Here is a 16,306-nt window from a genome sequence, read left to right on the forward strand (position 1 = left end):
CCGGTACCGCGATGAAACTCGACACGATAAGTTTTCCCGACATGGGTGCGAAACCACTGTCGGAAGTCATTGATACGGGCTGGGCCGAGGCCCTCGAGCCGGTGACCGACCGCATTGCCGCGATGGGTGAATTCCTGCGAACCGAAAACGCCGAGGGGCGTGGCTATCTCCCGAAGGGGGAGAACGTGCTGCGGGCCTTCCAGCGGCCGTTCGACAAGGTGCGGGTGCTCATCGTCGGCCAGGATCCGTATCCGACTCCGGGCCATCCGGTGGGGCTGAGTTTCTCGGTGGCCCCGGATGTTTCGCCCATCCCGCGCAGTCTGTCGAACATCTACTCGGAGTACTCCAAGGATCTCGGCTTCCCGACGCCGTCCAACGGTGATCTGTCGCCGTGGTGCGATCAGGGGGTGCTGATGCTGAACCGAGTGCTGACCGTGCAGCCGGGCCAGCCGGCCTCGCATCGCGGCAAGGGCTGGGAAGCGGTGACCGAGCAGGCAATTCGGGCGCTCGTGGCCCGGGACCAGCCGCTCGTGGCGATTCTGTGGGGCCGCGACGCCTCGACGTTGAAGCCCATGCTGGGCAGCACTCCGTACATCGAATCCGCCCATCCCTCACCGCTGTCGGCTTCGCGAGGATTCTTCGGTTCTCGGCCTTTCTCCCGAACCAACGAATTGCTGGGTACCCTAGGGGCCGCGCCGGTGGACTGGCGTCTGCCGTAGCGCTGAACCGTTACCTGATTCAGGAGCATGTGTATGCAGAAGAAGACTGCCCGTGGTGTTTTCGTCGCGCTGGCCGCGGGCGCGGCGCTGGCCGCAGCCCCGGCCGCCGCGAACGCCGAGCCGTTGACGCTGGACCCGTACGTCCCCGACGCGAAGACCACCACGGTCACCCCGGTCGGCAGCCTGCTCGACACCAATAGCGTGAGCGGCCTGTCGTCGAATGTGACCTCGCGCCTGGCGTGCGTGGTGCAGTCGATCAGCCAGCAGGTGGACTGCATCAACGGCGCGGCGTGATCCCGGGCGTCGGGCGCCGGTCCTCGTCGCGCGGCGCCCGGCGCACCATCCGCACTTGCATTGCGGGAGTGAAGGCTTCGACTCGGCGTTCCCCGTCGAGTTCGAAGCCGTACTTCTGGTAGAAGGCCTGCGCGCGCGGGTTCTCCTCGAACACCCAGAGTGAGGTGTCGACGCCGGCCGACAGCACCGTGCGCATCAGATCGTCGGCGAGGCCGGTGCCGTAGTAGGCGGCACGCACGTACAAGGCATTGAGTTCCCGTGGCGTGGGCGAGTTCTCCTCGGTCGCGGGGCCGGCGGCCGCGAATCCCACGACGGTGTCGTCGACGACGGCGACCCACACCTGCCCCGGATACTTCACCCGGACCCGGTCCCAGGCCGCGGCGCGCTGATCCACATCGAAGGCGTCCAGCACGTGCTGGGGGATCAGGCCCTGATACGCCTCACGCCAGCAGGCGACATGGCAGGCCCCGAGACTGTGGGCATGCTCGGGCCCGAGCGGGACCACCTGCCATTCGCTCATGCGTCCTCCCACTGATGACAAAAGCCCCGGATCACCCATTCTGGGTGCCGGGGCTTCTGTGGAAAAGCTGATTCAGCCGCGAACGACCTTGCCCGCCTTCAGGCAGGAGGTGCAGACGTTCATGCGGCGGGTGTTGCCCGGGGCAACCTGGGCGCGCACGGTCTGGATGTTCGGGTTCCAGCGACGGTTGGTGCGCCGGTGCGAGTGCGAAACCGACTTACCGAAGCCGGGGCCCTTGGCGCAGACGTCACAGACGGCAGCCATAGTCGCGAGCTCCTTCATGTCATAGTGGGACGCGCTGCACGGTGCGCAGCGTGTCCGAAAGCCTAATGTTTTGGACGTACCTACCAGCGAATTGCTGGTGAACGCGGGCCGATACCTGAGAGGGCAGGACCGTGCCTGCGTGAGGCAACCGCACAAGAGTAGCCAACCCCGCCCGGGCGTGTCCAATCAGCCCCCCGTGCACGGTTTCGTATGTGCTGTACGAATGCCAGGTGGCGGCGTGGTGTCGGTCGCCCCGACTAGGCTGGCGGCCGGGATTCCACGACGTGAGAGGACGGTGACGGTGCCCGGGGTAGCGGACGCGCTCGACGGTCACGAGGGCCTGGATGGGACTGCCCTGCTGAGGTGGGGCCGGCTCGCCCTGACCGCCCTGGAACGCCACCGGGACGAGATCAACGCCCTCAATGTCTTCCCCGTCGCCGACTCCGACACCGGCACCAATCTGCTCAGCACCATGCGGGCAGCCGTCCACGAGGCCGAGGTCGTACACGCGGAAGCCGAGGCGGTGCACACGAACGAGCCGGAGCTGTCCGCTCACGCGGTTACCGCGGCCATGGCCAGAGCGGCGACCATCGGAGCGCGGGGAAACTCGGGGATCATCCTGTCGCAGGTGCTCCGCGGGATAGCGGACGCGGTGGCCACCGGGCCGCTGACCGAGCAGGCGCTGCGGGTGGCGTTGCGGCAGGCCGCACGGCTGGTGCGGGAGGCGCTGAGTTCTCCGGTCGAGGGGACCATGCTCACGGTGCTGGATCGGGCTGCCGAGCGGGCATCCGACTGTACGGAGCGGGATCTGGTCGCGGTGGCGCTGGCGGCGGCCGATGGAGCGGCCAAGGCGTTGGGGGAGACGCCCGCGCAATTGGGTGTGCTGCGTGAGGCCGGGGTGGTGGACGCTGGGGCGCGCGGATTGCTGGTTCTGCTGGACGAATTGGTGGCGGCGGCCGGGGGCAGCGCGCCGACGCGACCGGCTTACCGCCGCGGCGCACCGGAACGGCGGGAATCGGCGATGACAGCCGTGCGCGCCACGGGCGATCTCGACGCGGGCATTCCGGGCGCGGGGCCGGAGACGCCTAGCGTGATGGCGTCGAATCCGGTTGTCGCGGTAGTGGATTCGGCGGTGAGCGGCTCGTTCGGCCGGGTGGGGGTGGCCGCACCGCACTACGAGGTCATGTTCCTGGTGCGCGGGACCGATGACCGGCGGATCGCCGCCCTCCGGGATCGGCTCGGTGCGCTGGGGGATTCGGTGGTCGTCGTGGGGGACGGGTCGCAGACCTGGTCCGCGCACGTGCACTGCGCCGATGCGGGCGCGGCGGTCGAGGCCGGGCTGGAGACGGGGGCGCTGAGTGGCATTCGCATCGAGACGCTGACCGTGTCCACCCACGCCCTCGGCGGGACGGATCGGGCGATTCTGGCGGTGGCGACCGGGGCGGGCGCGGTGCGGCTGTTCGAGGACGCGGGTGCGGTGGTGCTGGAGGGGGAGGTGACGGCGGACGTGCTCCTCGAAGCGATTCGCGCGGTCCGGCAGCGGGAGGTACTGGTGCTGCCGAACGGGGCGCTGCCCGCGCACGAGCTGGTGGCGGTGAGCGTAGCGGCGCGGGACGGGCAGCGGGAGGTACTGATGCTGCCGTGCGGGTCGATGGTGCAGGGGCTGGCGGCGCTGGCCATGCACGATACGGGGCGGGCCGCGGCGGACGACGCGTTCGCCATGTCGGAGGCGGCGGCCGGGACACGGTGGGGGGCTTTGCGAATGGCGCCGGAGCGGGCACTGACCATGGTCGGGATGTGCGAGGCGGGGGACGGGCTCGGGCTGGTGGGCCACGATGTGGTGGTGATCGATTCGGATGTGCGGGCGGCGGGGCGCACCCTGCTGGACCGGATGCTCGGGCTGGGTGGGGAATTGGTGACCATGCTCATCGGATGCGATGCGCCGGAAGGGCTTTCCGCAGATCTGGCCGGGCATGTGGCCGCGGGTTTCCCGGGTGTGGAAGTGGTGGTGTATCCGGGCGGGCAGGCCGGTGACCTGGTGCAGATCGGGGTGGAATAGATGGCGACACTGGCGGATCGGCTCGACCACGTGCTCGGGGTGAAGGCAGCCGAGGGGCTGCAGGAACACTTCGACATGCAGACGGTGGAGGACCTGCTGCGGCACTATCCGCTGCGCTACGCCACCCAGGGACAGCCGCTCACCGAGGAGGCGCCCGAGGAGGGCCAGCACATCACGGTGATGGGCCGGGTCACCAAGACCGAGCTGCGGCCCATGAAGAATCGGCGCGGCAGCCTGCTCAAGGTGAACCTGGACACCGGCGGCGCGCGCCCGGTGGAGATCACCTTCTTCAATGGCGACAAAGTGCGCTATCTGGTGAAAGAGGGTGTGCGGGCCATGATGTCGGGCACCGTGCACTGGTGGCGGCCCGACCGCTGGAATCTCTCGCACCCGGACTATCTGATCCTGCCGGAAAAGGGTGACGGGTCGATCGAGAGCCTCACCACCGTGCGCGGCGGCGGCGCGCTGCGCGGCCTGGCGCAGAGCGCGAAAGGCGCGGGGGGAGTGGATGTCTCGTTCTTCGAGCGCGAGTTCATCCCCGTGTACCCGTCGACCGCCAAGGTGCAGAGCTGGGATCTGCTGCGCTGCATCCGTCAGGTGCTCGACCAGCTCGACCCTATCGACGATCCGCTGCCGGAAGCGCTGCGAACCGAGCACGCGCTGTTGCCGGTCTCCGACGCGCTGAGCCTGATCCATCTACCCGAGCACAAGGCCGATATCGAGGCCGCCCGCGGCCGTTTGCGTTTCGACGAGGCCATGGCCCTGCAGCTGGTGCTGGCCGAGCGCCGCCATCAGGTGGAGGGCCGGGCCGCCAAGTCGTGCCCACCGCGGACCGACGGCATCGCGGCCGCCTTCGACAAGCGGCTGCCGTTCGAGCTGACCGAGGGCCAGCGCACGGTCATCGACGAGATCTCCGCCGACCTGTCGCGCAGCCATCCCATGCACCGGCTGCTGCAGGGTGAGGTGGGTTCGGGCAAGACCATCGTGGCCCTGCACGCCATGCTGCAGGTGGTGGACAACGGCCAGCAGTGCGCGCTGCTCGCGCCGACGGAAGTCCTTGCGGCGCAGCACTATCGGTCCCTGACGAAGATGCTCGGCGATCTCGGCAACGCCGGGGAGCTGGGTGCGGCCGACCAGGCCACCAAGGTGGTGCTGGTGACCGGCTCCATGTCGGCGGGCCAGAAGAAGGCGGCCCTGCTGGACGCGGTCACCGGCGAGGCGGGCCTGGTGATCGGCACACACGCCCTGATCCAGGACAATGTGGAGTTCTTCGATCTGGGCATGGTGGTGGTCGACGAGCAGCACCGCTTCGGCGTGGAGCAGCGGGATGCCCTGCGCGCCAAGGCCAAGGACGCCGCCAGCCCGCACCTGCTGGTCATGACGGCCACCCCGATTCCGCGCACCATCGCCATGACCACGCTGGGCGATCTGGAAACCTCTGTGCTGACCCAGCTTCCGCGTGGCCGTTCCCCGATCACCTCGAAAGTCGTTCCCGCCAAGGTGAAACCGGCGTGGGTGGATCGGGCGTGGGAGCGCATCGGCGAGGAGGTGGCGCAGGGGCGTCAGGCCTATGTGGTGTGCTCGCGCATCGGCGACGAGGAGGAGAACGGAAAGGGCAAGGGCCGCAAGGCGAAATTCGAGGAGGAGAAGGAGGGGCCCACCACCCATTCGGCGGTCGACATGTACGAGATGCTCGGTTCCGGGGCCTTCAAGGATCTGCGGGTGGGCCTGCTGCACGGTCGCCTGCCGGCCGATGAGAAGGACCGCGTCATGCGGGCCTTCAATGACGCCGAGATCGATGTGCTGGTGTGCACCACGGTGGTCGAGGTCGGTGTCGACGTCCCGAATGCCACGGTCATGGTGATCGTCGACGCGGACCGTTTCGGCGTGAGCCAGCTGCATCAGCTGCGCGGCCGCGTCGGCCGGGGCAAGCATGCGGGCCTGTGCCTGCTCATCACCGAGACCAATCCGATGGGAACGGCCATGGCCCGGCTGGAGGCGGTCGCGGGCACCACCGACGGTTTCGAACTGGCGGTGCTGGATCTGCGGCAGCGCCGTGAGGGTGATGTGCTGGGCGCGGCGCAGTCGGGCACGGCTCGCAGTCTGCGCCTACTGTCGCTGCTCGACGACCTCGAAGTCATCACGGCCGCACAGCAGCTGGCGCGCGAGATCGTCGAGTCCGATCCGGGCCTGCGGAACCATCCCGGCCTGGCGAGCATGATGCGCGCGGCCGTGGACGGTGAACGCCTGGAGTATCTGGCCAAGTCCTGACGGGTCAGCCGTCCGTGGGCTCCGGGGTCAGCTGCGCCAGCTCGCGCCACCGGGCGAGTTCTTCGTCGTGTGAGCCGCTGAGCGTGGCCTCGGTGACGTCGACCGCGGCCGCGTCATCGCTGTCGCCGTCGCGGGTGAGCAGCAGCAGCGGCCAGGTGGGCCGGCCGGGTTCGGCCCCGTCGAACGGCTGCCAGGTCCAGGGTCCGCCGAAGCGCCACGCGCGCCCGCCGGCGTCGGCGACCTCGTCGCCGATCTCGAGGAAGGCGTATGGGCGGAACCGTAATTCGACGCGCCGGGGGATGTCGTCCTCGGGATCGAACGCGGCGCCCTGATCGTCGAGCTCCGGATCGAAGGACTGTCCCGCGCGCAGGTAGACGACCTCCCGTCGCGGCCGCGGCAGCCACCCCGTCACGCGCGGCGGATCGAAGTGCCGCACGGCGATGACGTGTACGACGGTCGGCGGAATCCCGATGCGGCAGCCGGCCTCCGCGGTGAGTTCCGCTGCCGCGGGCTGGATCCGGAACACTTCCCGTTCCCATCCGGGCGTGTCCGGTCCGACAGCCACCGCCACCACGCCGTTCCACCGCACCCCGTCGCTCGCCGGATCCACGGCCCACCACGGCCATTCGACGAAGACATCCTCCGCCGTCAGCTCGATCACCCGCGCATCGGTGAACGGACAGGACAGCTCGAGGATGTCGCCAACCCGGTATTCGAACGCCACAGCCACCGAACCTAACCCGTCCCCACCCCCGCCGTCGTATTCCGCGGGACCGGCCGGTCCCGAATGCCGATGGCGGGCAGGTGGGTGCGGTGTGTCCGGAAAGTCAGCCGGCGGCGGGGAATTCGTCGGCCTTCACACCCTGGATGAAGGCTTCCCACTCCCGGACCGTGAAGAGCAGCACCGCGCCGTTGCGGCCTTCCTTGCTGTGGGCGACCACGATGCCGCGGCCGGGCCAGTAGCCGACCTGGACGCAGCTGCCATGGGGGCCGCCGGCCGCGCTCGTCCGCAGCTGGAGTCCTGCGGGCAGATCTGCCTGGGTGATCATGAGGGCGGTTCCTTTCGTCCTTTCACAGGTCGGTTCGGACGCGAGGCGAGGAAGAGCAGCCGGGGTCCACGATGCGGGACAGCGCCGTCTGGCATCGGCTGAACGAATGCGAACACGGGACCCGGAGACAGCCGGATGACCGATTGTTCGACGGTGTTCACACTACCGGGTAGCTGCTGGGAGCGCGCCCGATCGATTGCAAATCGGTGACCCGTCATGGGGATTCAAGATCGACGGTTCACTGCGGGCACAGACACACTCGCCCGTACGGAATTCGGCGGTGCCGTCCGTACGAGCGAACAGGGATGCTGCCGGGCGATTTCTCACACCTCGATTCGGCCAGGTATGCGGGAACCTCAGCGGGGCATGCGGGGATACGGCAGATCCGAACTGGTGTGCTCACTGATCGCCAGCGGCCGCCCGATCTGCGGGAAGGCGCGCTGGGCGCAGCCGGGGCGCTCGCACACCTTGCAGCCCGCGCCGATGGGCGCGGCCGCGGCCGGGTCGTCCAGCTCCAGGCTGCGCGAATACACCAGCCGGTCGGCGTATTCGATGTCGCAGCCCAGTCCGATGGCGAATTCCTTTCCGGCCGAGCCGAATCCGGTCGGGGTGGGCGCCGTGGTGCGGGCCACCCACAGGTAGCGCCGCCCGTCCGGCATGGCGGCGATCTGGGACAGCATGCGGCCGGGATGGTTGAACGCCTCGTGCACCACCCACAGCGGGCAGCTGCCGCCTACCCGGGAGAAGTGGAAGGCGGTGGCGGACTGGCGTTTCGAGATATTGCCCGCGCGATCGGTGCGGATCAGGAAGAACGGCACCCCGCGCTGGCCCTGCCGCTGCAGGGTGCTGAGCCGATGGCAGACGGTCTCGAAGCCGACCTCGAAGCGCAGGCTCAGCAGGTCGATGTCGTAGTGCAGCTCCTCGGCCGAGCGCAGGAACTTGCTGTACGGCAGAATGAGCGCGCCGGCGAAGTAGTTGGCCAGCCCGATCCGGGCCAGGGTGCGGGATTCGCCGGTGAGCGAGGGACTTTCGTCGAGAACCTCGTCGAGCAGGCTGCCGTGCAGCAGGAAGGCCAGGGTGGTGGCGATCTGGAAGGCGCGCTGCCCGGGCCGCAGCCGCCGGGCCAGGGTGAGGGTGCGGGTCTCGGGCTCGTAGTGGCGCTTGGGGATGTTCGGATCGGCACCGTCACCGCGGACCAGGACGGTGACCCCGGCGCGTTCCTCGGCGACCCGGGCCAGTTGCCGGTCGAGGGAGCCGATGGTGAGCCCGTTCTCCTCGAACAGCCGCTCGGCCGCGAGATCCAGCTGGGCGATGTGATTGTGGTGATCGTAGAAGAAGTCGCGCACGTCCTCGTAGGGCATGGGGACGCCGGGTGCGCCGGTGGGGGTGGCCACCTTGGAGGACAAGAGATCCAACTGGTCGGTCGCGGCGCGTAGTCGGCGGTGCATGGCCACAACGATTTTCGCGACCTCGGGCATGCGGGTGGCCAGGTCTTCGACCTCGGCCACCGGCGCGGCATTGCCGCCCGCGGCCTCCACCAGGATTTCGTGCAGGTCCGAGACCAGCCGCGCGTCGGAGTCCGCGGCGAAGAACTGCACATCGAGATCGAAGGTGGAATTCAGTTTCAACAGCACGGGAATGGTGAGCGGCCGCTGATCACGCTCGAGCTGGTTGAGGTAGCTGGGAGACAGGTCCAGGGATTTGGCCAAGGCCGCCTGGGTCATCCGCCGTTCCTCGCGCAACCGCCGTAGTCGGGCGCCCGCATACATCTTGCGCACCTGCAGGATGGTACCGATTCGGCTTCGCAAACATCGCAATTTGAGGAGACTCGCCGCAATTTTACCGACTCTGCGTGGCACTTCACCATGGAGGCCGTCCTGCGTAGCATGCGAATTCGGTGCTACGGCCGGTTTTGCGCGCGAGTCCCTATGGTACGACCAACCCGACGTCGCCGAGGAGGAACGAGGTCCGGAATGTGCGCCGAAATCGGCGGGCTCACCCCAGAATCAGGTGAACCTGGAGTTCGCCAACCAGAAACCCGAGCACCGCGCCGATGGCTACCAGCTTCCATTCGTCCTGTTTGAACGCCGGGCGCAGCAGACCCTCGTACTCGTCGTCGGTGAGTTGCTTCGTCTTCTCGATGACGAGGTTGCGCACGTCCAGGGCCTCGATGGCGTGCTGATCGAAACCGGAGTGTGCGGCGGCCTTGACGTGATCGAGTACGAAGGTGACCGCATCGCGTTCCAGGGCGGTGTAGCGGTCGCGCGCGACCATCAGCATGAGCGGGCGGGCCGGGCCGGTCTGCAGTTCGAGGAACTCGCTGACGTGCCGGCTCAGCAGGGATGCCAACCGGTCGGCACGCTCGCCATTGAGGACGGCCTCGAGAATGCGTGCGGGGGTGAGGATCTCGGTGGCGATGAGATCGCCGTAGTCGGTGCAGACCTGCTCCCGGCGCTTGTGGAACAGGCCCTGCCACTTGAACGGTCCGATCCCGACCGGGCGGATCGGACGGAAGATCATCTGCAACGCCAGCCAATCGGTGATCAATCCGGTGAAACCGCCGAAAGCGGGCATGAGCAAAGGGGAGTGGGTGAGCGCCCAGGTGATCATCTGCACGAAGCCCAGCACCGTGCCGAAGATCAGGCCCGAGCGCACGATGAAGCGCAGCTCGTTGCGGCCCACCCGGCGCACCATCTCCACCAGCAGTGACTTGTCGTCCACCAGCGCGCTGATGGCCATGCCGCGCAGATCCATCACCTGGTCGATATTGGTGCGCAGGTCGTAGACGATGTCCTCGATCAGCTGCGGCAGATCCCGTTGCGCGCGTTCGATAATGGCGCGCTGGGCGGCGTCGGGCATGTTCACCCAGAGTCGCGGCTGATGCTTCATCATCATGGCGCGGACCATGTAATCGACACCGGCGTCGAGGGGTTCGCGCAGCCGCGTGGTCAGCTCGGCGACATCGATGCGGGCGATGATGTCCTGCGGATCGATGAGCTTGCCGAACATGAGATCCACCGCGATGGTGGCCATGCGCGGCGCGGAGCGCGGAATGACGCCCTGCCAGCCCAGCCACGGTGGGATGCCCTTGAATTCGAGCGGATACATCAGCATCTGCACGGCGACGATCTTGGTCACCCAGCCGATGAGGGCAGCGACGAGCGGGATGGAGCAGTACAGCAGCCAGTGGTCGGCAAAATCCGCGATCACGACCCGATCGGCCCCTGTGTCCCAGTGGTTGCCATGCCCTGCTCCTCGGTGCAATTATTCGTACTCAGCCGTGCGGCTATTTGTGCCGCGGCTCAGGCTAGGAGACCCGCGTGCCCACTGGCAAGACCGAGAGCTCACCGCCCACCCAGCGCGTGATCTCCATCGTGGAATTGCTCGCCGCCCAACGCGACTCGCTCACCTCTGCCGAGATCGCCGACAGCCTGGACCTGAACCGCTCCACCACCGGAGCGATCCTGGCCGCGCTGGCCGAACGCGGGTGGGTGCGCCGGCTCCCCGATCTGAGCTATGAACTCGGCGCGCGGCTCGCCGCCGTCGGGGCGCGGGCCGCCGCGGGTCAGCAAGATCGTGCCTGGTTGGACCGAGAATTGGCGCGGCTGGCCGATTGCGTCGACTGCGGCGCGGCGCTGACCGCGCTCAGCGGGGGTCACCTGAAGTTCGTCGCCGTCACCCGCGACCGCCTCACCGTGGGAATGGAGTCGGGCGTGCGGATTCCACTGCTCGCGCCGGCGGGGGCCGCGATCATCGCCCACACCGGCGCGGCCCGCCAACGGGATTGGCTCGACACCCGAGGAGCCGACCGACGTGACGAATATCGCGCCGTCCTCGACACCCTGCGGACCGCCGGGTACTGCGCCTGGCGGCTGGAAGCCGACAGCCTGCCCGGCGTCCGGGTCCTCTCCGAGGTCGCCGATCACCTCGCCGAACATCCGGGGAGCAAGGACCTGCGGGGAAAGGTGCTGGCGCAGTTGGCGACCTTCGGCGGAAGCGCCTACGACCAGCAGACATTCGACAGCGACGTGACACTGCCGCTGAGCTACATGAGCGCCCCGGTGTTCGATACCCGCGGCCAGGCGGTCATGGAATTGCAGATCGGCCCCCTGCGCGAGGACGTCACTCGCGCCGAACGCCGCCACTACCTCACGGAGTTGTCCGCGGCCGCGCGCCGCATCGGCGACGGGCTGGAGTCCGTCAGTGCTCGCCCAGTACCACCGCCTGCGCGGCGATGACCGAGTTGCCATCGAACGTCACCGCGGGCGACCCGTGCAGCCGGTAACCCTCGTCCAGCAGTGCACTGATCCGCTCACAGAAGGTCGCGTCGTCGGGGCCGGTGATCAGGCGGTAGCGCAGTCGCGGTTGCTCGGTCATGCCGACAGCCTAGGGCGGCCGCCTGACGATGGCGCTACTGCATCTCGCGGGTGATCGCGATGAGGAACTGAATGGTGTCCTGCACCTTCTGATCCGTCATCCGCAGCGGGACCGAACTCGTCGCGGCGGTCTTGTCGTCGATGGCGAGCATGCCCTCCCAGGTGCCGACCCGGGTCAGGTAGCTGTCGTCGGGGGTCCGCCAGACGTCCTCGCCGAAGCCGTCCAGGCGCTGATATCGGTCACCGGTAGGGTCGGTGTGGTCGGGCTTGCGCATATTGCGCACCGTCAGCCACGCGACGTAGGGGGCGCGGCGTTGCAGGTTCAGGTAGCAGGATCCGGTCATGCCGATGGTGGCATCGATGGTGCCCTGGCTGAGTTCGGCCACCTGCGCGTCGGGGACGCCGAGTGTGTTGTGGAAGAAGTCGGTCATCCGGACGCACAGATCCCGGTTCGAGTGCGCGGAAGGCGTTGAGCCGGGGTCTGTTCGGGATGCGGGGGACGAGCCGCATCCCGCGAGCACCAGCACGGCCACGGCCAACAGGCATCGGACCCCCCACTGCTTTCCGATCACCTCGACCTCCTGTCCGGGCCGGAGCGTAACAGGACCGGCGGGTCCGGCCAACCATGGTGGCGCAACTGCGCCGGGCCGCCCCATCAAGTGCCACAACAACTCTCGATTCAGCGGACCGTGACCGGTGCCGGATCAGAGCACCTTCACGATCGCGGGCACGACCTTCTGGACCAGGACGTCGGGGGAGCGGTCGGTCCAGGTCTGGAAGGACTGGACGGTGGCGGGATCGTCGATGATCACCAACCTGGTGTGGCTGAGGCTGGAGGAGAGGAAGCTGCTGGGCAGTCCGCGCAGGCCACCGTTGCCCGCCTGCTGGTCGGTACGCACGACGATCACGACGTCGACGTCGGGGACCGAGGTGTCGGAGGGGGACAGGGGGCGCGGCGACGCCTCGCCGGGCTGGGCGCGGTAGTCGGTGCTGTAGCGAAAGCCGATGTCCACCAGGAACTTCGCCTGATCGCTGGTGTCCAGGTCGGCGGAGAGACTGCCGTCGCCGAAGTTGAACGCGGCGACGGTCTTGTTCTGGAAGGTGGGGTGGGCGGAGCGGACCTGATCCAGCGCATCGGTGTGCACGGTGGTGGTCGCGGCGGTCGAGCCGCCGGACTCGTGGTTGCCGGCCAGGAAGGCGGCGACGCCCGAAATGCCCAGCAGCGCAACGATCGCCGCGATGGCCGGAGCGAGCCACCGCCGCCGGCGCGGGGCGGGCGGCCGCAGCGAGCCGATCCGCACGGTCGGCGGTTCGTCCCCGGCACTCGGACGGATGGCGATCGGCGGGGCGGGGACAACCGGTGCGGCGGAAGGTATCCGGCCCTGCAAGGCCAGCGCCGCGTCATGGGTGAAGTCGTGGCAGGTGGCGTAGCGGTGGTCCGGATCCTTGGCCAGCACCTTCGCGATGACCGCGTCCAGCGCCGGCGGCAGATCCGGGCGCAGCGGGCTCAGCGCGGGTGGCGGCTCCTGGAGGTGACCCAGGGTGGCCTCGGCCAGGGAGGTCACCGGGAACGGGGTGCGGCCGGTGAGCAGCTTCACGAACGCGCAGCCCAGGCTGTAGATGTCGCCGCGATGGTCGAGCGGCCCGGCGACCAGGCGCTCGGGCGGCGCGTAGGCCAGCGTCGCCATCAGACTGTCGGTGGCGGTGAGCTCGCGGCCGTCGGTAATCGATTTGGCCACACCGAAATCGGTGAGCAGCACCCGCTCCTCGCCGCCGAGCTTGTCGTCCGGTTCACCCGGTGAGAGCAGGAAGTTCGCGGGCTTCACATCCCTGTGCAGCAGCCCGCGCCGGTGCGCGTAGTCGAGGGCCTTGCCGACCTCGGTGATGATGCGCAGCGCCCGCTGCGGCGTCATGGCGGCGGGGTTCTTCTTCAATTCCACGGCGGCGTCGGTGCCGGGCACGTACTGCATGGCGATCCACAGCCGCCCGTCCTCCTCGCCACGCGCGTAGACCGTGACGATGTTCGGATGATCCAGTTCCGCCGCCAGATTCGCCTCGCGCTCGAACCGCGCCCGGTAATGCTCGTCGTGGGACAGATCGGCGCTGAGCACCTTCAGTGCGTCGAGCCGCCGCGGGAACATCGGATCCTGCACCAGATACACGGTGCCCATCCCGCCACTGCCGAGCACTCGGATCACCCGGTGGCCGCCCACGATCGTGCCGGGCCGCAACGGCATGGACATCCTCCCTCAGCACTGCCGGGATCCCGACCCTTACGAATGTAGCAACGATCGCCACACCCGGCCCGGCATCAGATGTGCCCGTATGCCAGTAGCTCGTACTGTGCCGAAAGTCGTTGGCGCAGATCCTGGGACTGGTCGGCGAACACCTCGGCCACATAGTGGTCGTAGGGCAGATAGCACATGAATTTCGCTCCGGCGGTGTTCTTCTCGTCCTTCAGCTGCAGGCACCGGGCGGTCGCCAGGCCGGGCGGTGGGTCGATGGGTTTGTACCGGTCGCTCAGCTCGTCCACGAAGGCGCCGGTGAGCCGTTGCGCGCCGCCCGCGTCCCGGGCCCGGTAGAGGCCGCTGAGCGCGTGCGCCACCAGGTCCACCCCGTCCTCGTCGAAGGCGCGCCGGGTGGCCGCCGGCCGATCGTCGAGGGTCAGGGCGGCGTGGGGGCCGTACAGTCCCTCGGTCGCCCAGATCTGGCCCTTGCCGGGCGGCAGGGTGCGGGCGAGCAGATCCTCGGGATCGGCGGCCAGCCCCGCGAGCTGATCCAGCGGGGTGGGCTCGTAGTCCCGCATGGCCTCGATCGTCTTGTCCAGCACCAGTTTCGTCGTGTCCAGCAGGGCTCCGGGACCGTCGGGCACCGTGAGGTCGTCCTCGACGTGAAGCCAGTAGAGGTAGTCGTCCTGCGCGTAGGTGGCCTTCACATATTCGAGCGAGGTCAGTGCGGCCCTGGCGGTGGGATACCCGGGAATCTGCAGCGGACCCTTGTCCGGGTATTCCGGGTTGGCCAGTCCGACAAGGAAATTCCCGGCCGCCGCGGCTTGCTCGGGCTTCGCGAACCGCAGCACCGTGATGTCCACGTTCAGCCCGAGCGTGGTGTCGACCCGATGCCGCCCGCCCGACTCCCAGCCCGAGATCAGGCCCGGCGCTTTGTCATTGAAGTTGTCGATGCTGATCGGCGGGTAGTCCGCCGTGATCGCGTGCGCGGAATTGTTGAACACCAGTCGGTTGTCGATGTCGAGGGCCAGCGGCACGTGCTCGGCCATCCGGATCGACTCCTGCAGGAGATCGCCCACCGTGATGTCGGGCTTCTGGTTCGTGATCGCGCGCGGGACGACCGGGTAGTTGCCCGGATCCAGTTGGGAGGCATCGACGATCGCGGCCTTCGAAGCGGGTGTGGCGGGTCCGCGGTGGTCCGAACCGCACGACGCCGCGAGGGCGACCGCCAGCGTCAGCAGGGCCAGGCGGCCGGGCAGGGTTCCGGTGCGTGCCGTGGTCATGACTGTCCGCTCTTGGCCAGCATCGAATACTGTGCCGACACCCGTTGCGGGAACGAGGCCGGTGCCCCGCCGCTGAAACGCGCCGCCGCCCCGATCACCGCGACATACCGGCCGTACACGACCGCGCAGATGTAGGTGTACTGGCGAATCGGCTCCGGTTCGTCGAGCTGGATACAGTGCGCGTCGGTAATGCCGGGCGGGTTGGGGAATTCGTCGTCGTCGCGGCCCAGCGTGGTCAGCGCGGCCTGTAAACCGAAGGCGGCCGCCCGGTCCCGGGTGCGGTAGACGGTCGCGGCATTGCGGGCGACCAGATCCACTCCCGCCGCCGCGAACGCCCTGCGGGCGGCGGCGCCGTCGCGTTCGTAGTGCAGGGCGCCCGCCGGGGTGTAGACACCGCCGTAATTCCATCCGAACTGGTCGGCATCGGAGGTGTCGTACTTGTTCGGCAGCGTCAGTCCCAGGATGTTGCCGGGGTTGATCGGCAGATCGGGGAGGTCCTCCAGCGGCGTGGGAGCCAGATCGGCCATCCGAGCGAGCTGGGCCTGCACCATGGTCCGCAGCCGCACCCCCAGTGCGGCGGGATCGGCCTGCGGGATCACGGCGTGGCCGACGATTGCGTAGACGCCGTGCACCGCGAAGACCTGCCCCTTGGCATCGGTGATCGACGACGCACGAGCGTCGACCCCGTCGATCGGAATCGGGTGCAGCCCAGGGGTGGCCAGCGCATCGGCAAACCCGTCGATCGCGGCCCGGGCGGCCTGCTCGGTCGGGAACCGAATGACCGCCAGGGTGATGTGCTTGCGCGCCCGGACGCTGTTGTTGTTGCGCCAGATGTACGCGCCCGCGATCATCCGGTTGTTCTGCGCGACAGCCTGCCAGGCCTTGGGGAAGGGCCCGTTGGTGTCGTCGAAGTTCGCGTCGGAGGTGTCCAGCACCCGGGCTCCGCCCAGATACGTGACGTCCGGATCGATTTCGTCCGGGCCGACCAGATAGGTCATCATGCGGCGCGACTCGATCTGGTACGCGTCGGTGACGACCGAGTACGTCGGGGCGTACTCGATCGGGGCCGAAGGATACGGTCCGACAACGAGTTTCGATAAGTCGGCCGGTGTCATGCCGGGAATCGGGTGACCCGGAACCGTCGACGACGCCGCCGCGATGCCCACCACCAGGACGGCGGTCACCGCCGTCACGATCGCCAGAACCGTTCGCGGCCTGCGGAATTCGCGGATTCGCCTCACGC

At 68.4% G+C, this 16,306-nt stretch carries 16 protein-coding genes; 5 read left to right on the forward strand and 11 right to left on the reverse strand.

The window, feature by feature from the left end:
• Positions 1 to 41 precede the first annotated feature (41 nt).
• Both ABZ909_RS10585 and ABZ909_RS10590 read left to right on the forward strand, forming a co-directional pair.
• Positions 42 to 719: a uracil-DNA glycosylase gene (locus tag ABZ909_RS10585; protein WP_354837984.1), complete on the forward strand. Its 678-nt coding sequence runs from the start codon at positions 42 to 44 to the stop codon at positions 717 to 719.
• Between the two features lie 33 nt (positions 720 to 752).
• The gene (locus ABZ909_RS10590) at positions 753 to 1,013 is read left to right on the forward strand and encodes a hypothetical protein (protein WP_356997644.1); all 261 of its coding nucleotides are present in this window, start codon (positions 753 to 755) and stop codon (positions 1,011 to 1,013) included.
• On the opposite strand, the gene ABZ909_RS10595 is transcribed toward ABZ909_RS10590, so the two are convergent.
• Both ABZ909_RS10595 and rpmB read right to left on the reverse strand, forming a co-directional pair.
• On the reverse strand, positions 997 to 1,533 hold the full coding sequence (locus ABZ909_RS10595; RefSeq protein WP_356997646.1) for a GNAT family N-acetyltransferase: 537 nt from the start codon (positions 1,531 to 1,533) through the stop codon (positions 997 to 999). The genes ABZ909_RS10590 and ABZ909_RS10595 overlap by 17 nt on opposite strands.
• A gap of 72 nt (positions 1,534 to 1,605) precedes the next feature.
• Positions 1,606 to 1,797 carry a 50S ribosomal protein L28 gene (gene rpmB, locus ABZ909_RS10600; RefSeq protein WP_011210730.1) on the reverse strand — a complete coding sequence of 64 codons (192 nt, stop codon included), beginning with the start codon at positions 1,795 to 1,797 and terminating at the stop codon, positions 1,606 to 1,608.
• A gap of 301 nt (positions 1,798 to 2,098) precedes the next feature.
• Here rpmB and ABZ909_RS10605 point away from each other — a divergent pair, with 301 nt between their 5' ends.
• Both ABZ909_RS10605 and recG read left to right on the forward strand, forming a co-directional pair.
• The gene (locus ABZ909_RS10605; protein WP_356997648.1) at positions 2,099 to 3,856 is read left to right on the forward strand and encodes a DAK2 domain-containing protein; all 1,758 of its coding nucleotides are present in this window, start codon (positions 2,099 to 2,101) and stop codon (positions 3,854 to 3,856) included.
• Positions 3,857 to 6,127: an ATP-dependent DNA helicase RecG gene (recG, locus tag ABZ909_RS10610; RefSeq protein WP_356997649.1), complete on the forward strand. Its 2,271-nt coding sequence runs from the start codon at positions 3,857 to 3,859 to the stop codon at positions 6,125 to 6,127.
• 4 nt (positions 6,128 to 6,131) lie between these two features.
• Here recG and ABZ909_RS10615 read toward each other — a convergent pair whose 3' ends face one another.
• The 4 genes from ABZ909_RS10615 to ABZ909_RS10630 all read right to left on the reverse strand — a co-directional run bounded on the left by ABZ909_RS10615 (position 6,132) and on the right by ABZ909_RS10630 (position 10,386).
• The gene (locus tag ABZ909_RS10615; protein WP_356997651.1) at positions 6,132 to 6,857 is read right to left on the reverse strand and encodes a hypothetical protein; all 726 of its coding nucleotides are present in this window, start codon (positions 6,855 to 6,857) and stop codon (positions 6,132 to 6,134) included.
• Positions 6,858 to 6,954: 97 nt separating this feature from the next.
• Entirely contained in the window at positions 6,955 to 7,176 is a 222-nt protein-coding gene (locus tag ABZ909_RS10620) for a DUF397 domain-containing protein (RefSeq protein WP_356997652.1), read from the reverse strand.
• 356 nt (positions 7,177 to 7,532) lie between these two features.
• Positions 7,533 to 8,954, reverse strand: coding sequence for a short-chain fatty acyl-CoA regulator family protein (locus tag ABZ909_RS10625; RefSeq protein WP_356997654.1), 1,422 nt, complete (start codon positions 8,952 to 8,954; stop codon positions 7,533 to 7,535).
• Between the two features lie 217 nt (positions 8,955 to 9,171).
• Positions 9,172 to 10,386 carry a DUF445 family protein gene (locus tag ABZ909_RS10630; RefSeq protein WP_356997655.1) on the reverse strand — a complete coding sequence of 405 codons (1,215 nt, stop codon included), beginning with the start codon at positions 10,384 to 10,386 and terminating at the stop codon, positions 9,172 to 9,174.
• A 110-nt stretch (positions 10,387 to 10,496) separates the two neighbouring features.
• On the opposite strand from ABZ909_RS10630, the gene ABZ909_RS10635 reads away from it, so the two are divergent.
• Positions 10,497 to 11,414, forward strand: a complete 918-nt coding sequence (locus ABZ909_RS10635; RefSeq protein WP_356997656.1) for a helix-turn-helix domain-containing protein — start codon at positions 10,497 to 10,499, stop codon at positions 11,412 to 11,414.
• Here ABZ909_RS10635 and ABZ909_RS10640 read toward each other — a convergent pair.
• The 5 genes from ABZ909_RS10640 to ABZ909_RS10660 form a co-directional block, all read right to left on the reverse strand.
• Entirely contained in the window at positions 11,377 to 11,553 is a 177-nt protein-coding gene (locus tag ABZ909_RS10640) for a DUF1737 domain-containing protein (protein WP_356997657.1), read from the reverse strand. The two genes, ABZ909_RS10635 and ABZ909_RS10640, sit on opposite strands and share 38 nt — an antisense overlap.
• A 34-nt stretch (positions 11,554 to 11,587) precedes the next feature.
• Positions 11,588 to 11,983 (reverse strand): hypothetical protein, encoded by a 396-nt coding sequence (locus tag ABZ909_RS10645; protein ID WP_356997659.1) that lies wholly within the window; start codon positions 11,981 to 11,983, stop codon positions 11,588 to 11,590.
• A 273-nt stretch (positions 11,984 to 12,256) separates the two neighbouring features.
• Positions 12,257 to 13,789, reverse strand: coding sequence for a serine/threonine-protein kinase (locus ABZ909_RS10650; RefSeq protein WP_356997660.1), 1,533 nt, complete (start codon positions 13,787 to 13,789; stop codon positions 12,257 to 12,259).
• Between the two features lie 74 nt (positions 13,790 to 13,863).
• Positions 13,864 to 15,063, reverse strand: a complete 1,200-nt coding sequence (locus tag ABZ909_RS10655; protein ID WP_356997661.1) for a hypothetical protein — start codon at positions 15,061 to 15,063, stop codon at positions 13,864 to 13,866.
• Positions 15,060 to 16,304: a hypothetical protein gene (locus tag ABZ909_RS10660; protein ID WP_356997663.1), complete on the reverse strand. Its 1,245-nt coding sequence runs from the start codon at positions 16,302 to 16,304 to the stop codon at positions 15,060 to 15,062. Before ABZ909_RS10660 ends, ABZ909_RS10655 begins: the two co-directional genes overlap by 4 nt.
• Between the last annotated feature and the right edge of the window lie 2 nt (positions 16,305 to 16,306).

It is taken from the genome of Nocardia sp. NPDC046763 (assembly GCF_040645495.1).
In the GTDB taxonomy this organism is placed as follows: domain Bacteria; phylum Actinomycetota; class Actinomycetes; order Mycobacteriales; family Mycobacteriaceae; genus Nocardia.

What these genes read in the sequence shown, in the direction of transcription:
- ABZ909_RS10585 (WP_354837984.1), top strand. Translation starts at nt 42, where the DNA reads ATGGGTGCGAAACCACTGTCGGAAGTCATTGATACGGGCTGGGCCGAG.
- ABZ909_RS10590 (WP_356997644.1), top strand. Translation starts at nt 753, where the DNA reads ATGCAGAAGAAGACTGCCCGTGGTGTTTTCGTCGCGCTGGCCGCGGGC.
- ABZ909_RS10595 (WP_356997646.1), bottom strand. Translation starts at nt 1,533, where the DNA reads ATGAGCGAATGGCAGGTGGTCCCGCTCGGGCCCGAGCATGCCCACAGT.
- rpmB (WP_011210730.1), bottom strand. Translation starts at nt 1,797, where the DNA reads ATGGCTGCCGTCTGTGACGTCTGCGCCAAGGGCCCCGGCTTCGGTAAG.
- recG (WP_356997649.1), top strand. Translation starts at nt 3,857, where the DNA reads ATGGCGACACTGGCGGATCGGCTCGACCACGTGCTCGGGGTGAAGGCA.
- ABZ909_RS10620 (WP_356997652.1), bottom strand. Translation starts at nt 7,176, where the DNA reads ATGATCACCCAGGCAGATCTGCCCGCAGGACTCCAGCTGCGGACGAGC.
- ABZ909_RS10640 (WP_356997657.1), bottom strand. Translation starts at nt 11,553, where the DNA reads ATGACCGAGCAACCGCGACTGCGCTACCGCCTGATCACCGGCCCCGAC.
- ABZ909_RS10645 (WP_356997659.1), bottom strand. Translation starts at nt 11,983, where the DNA reads ATGACCGACTTCTTCCACAACACACTCGGCGTCCCCGACGCGCAGGTG.
- ABZ909_RS10650 (WP_356997660.1), bottom strand. Translation starts at nt 13,789, where the DNA reads ATGCCGTTGCGGCCCGGCACGATCGTGGGCGGCCACCGGGTGATCCGA.
- ABZ909_RS10655 (WP_356997661.1), bottom strand. Translation starts at nt 15,063, where the DNA reads ATGACCACGGCACGCACCGGAACCCTGCCCGGCCGCCTGGCCCTGCTG.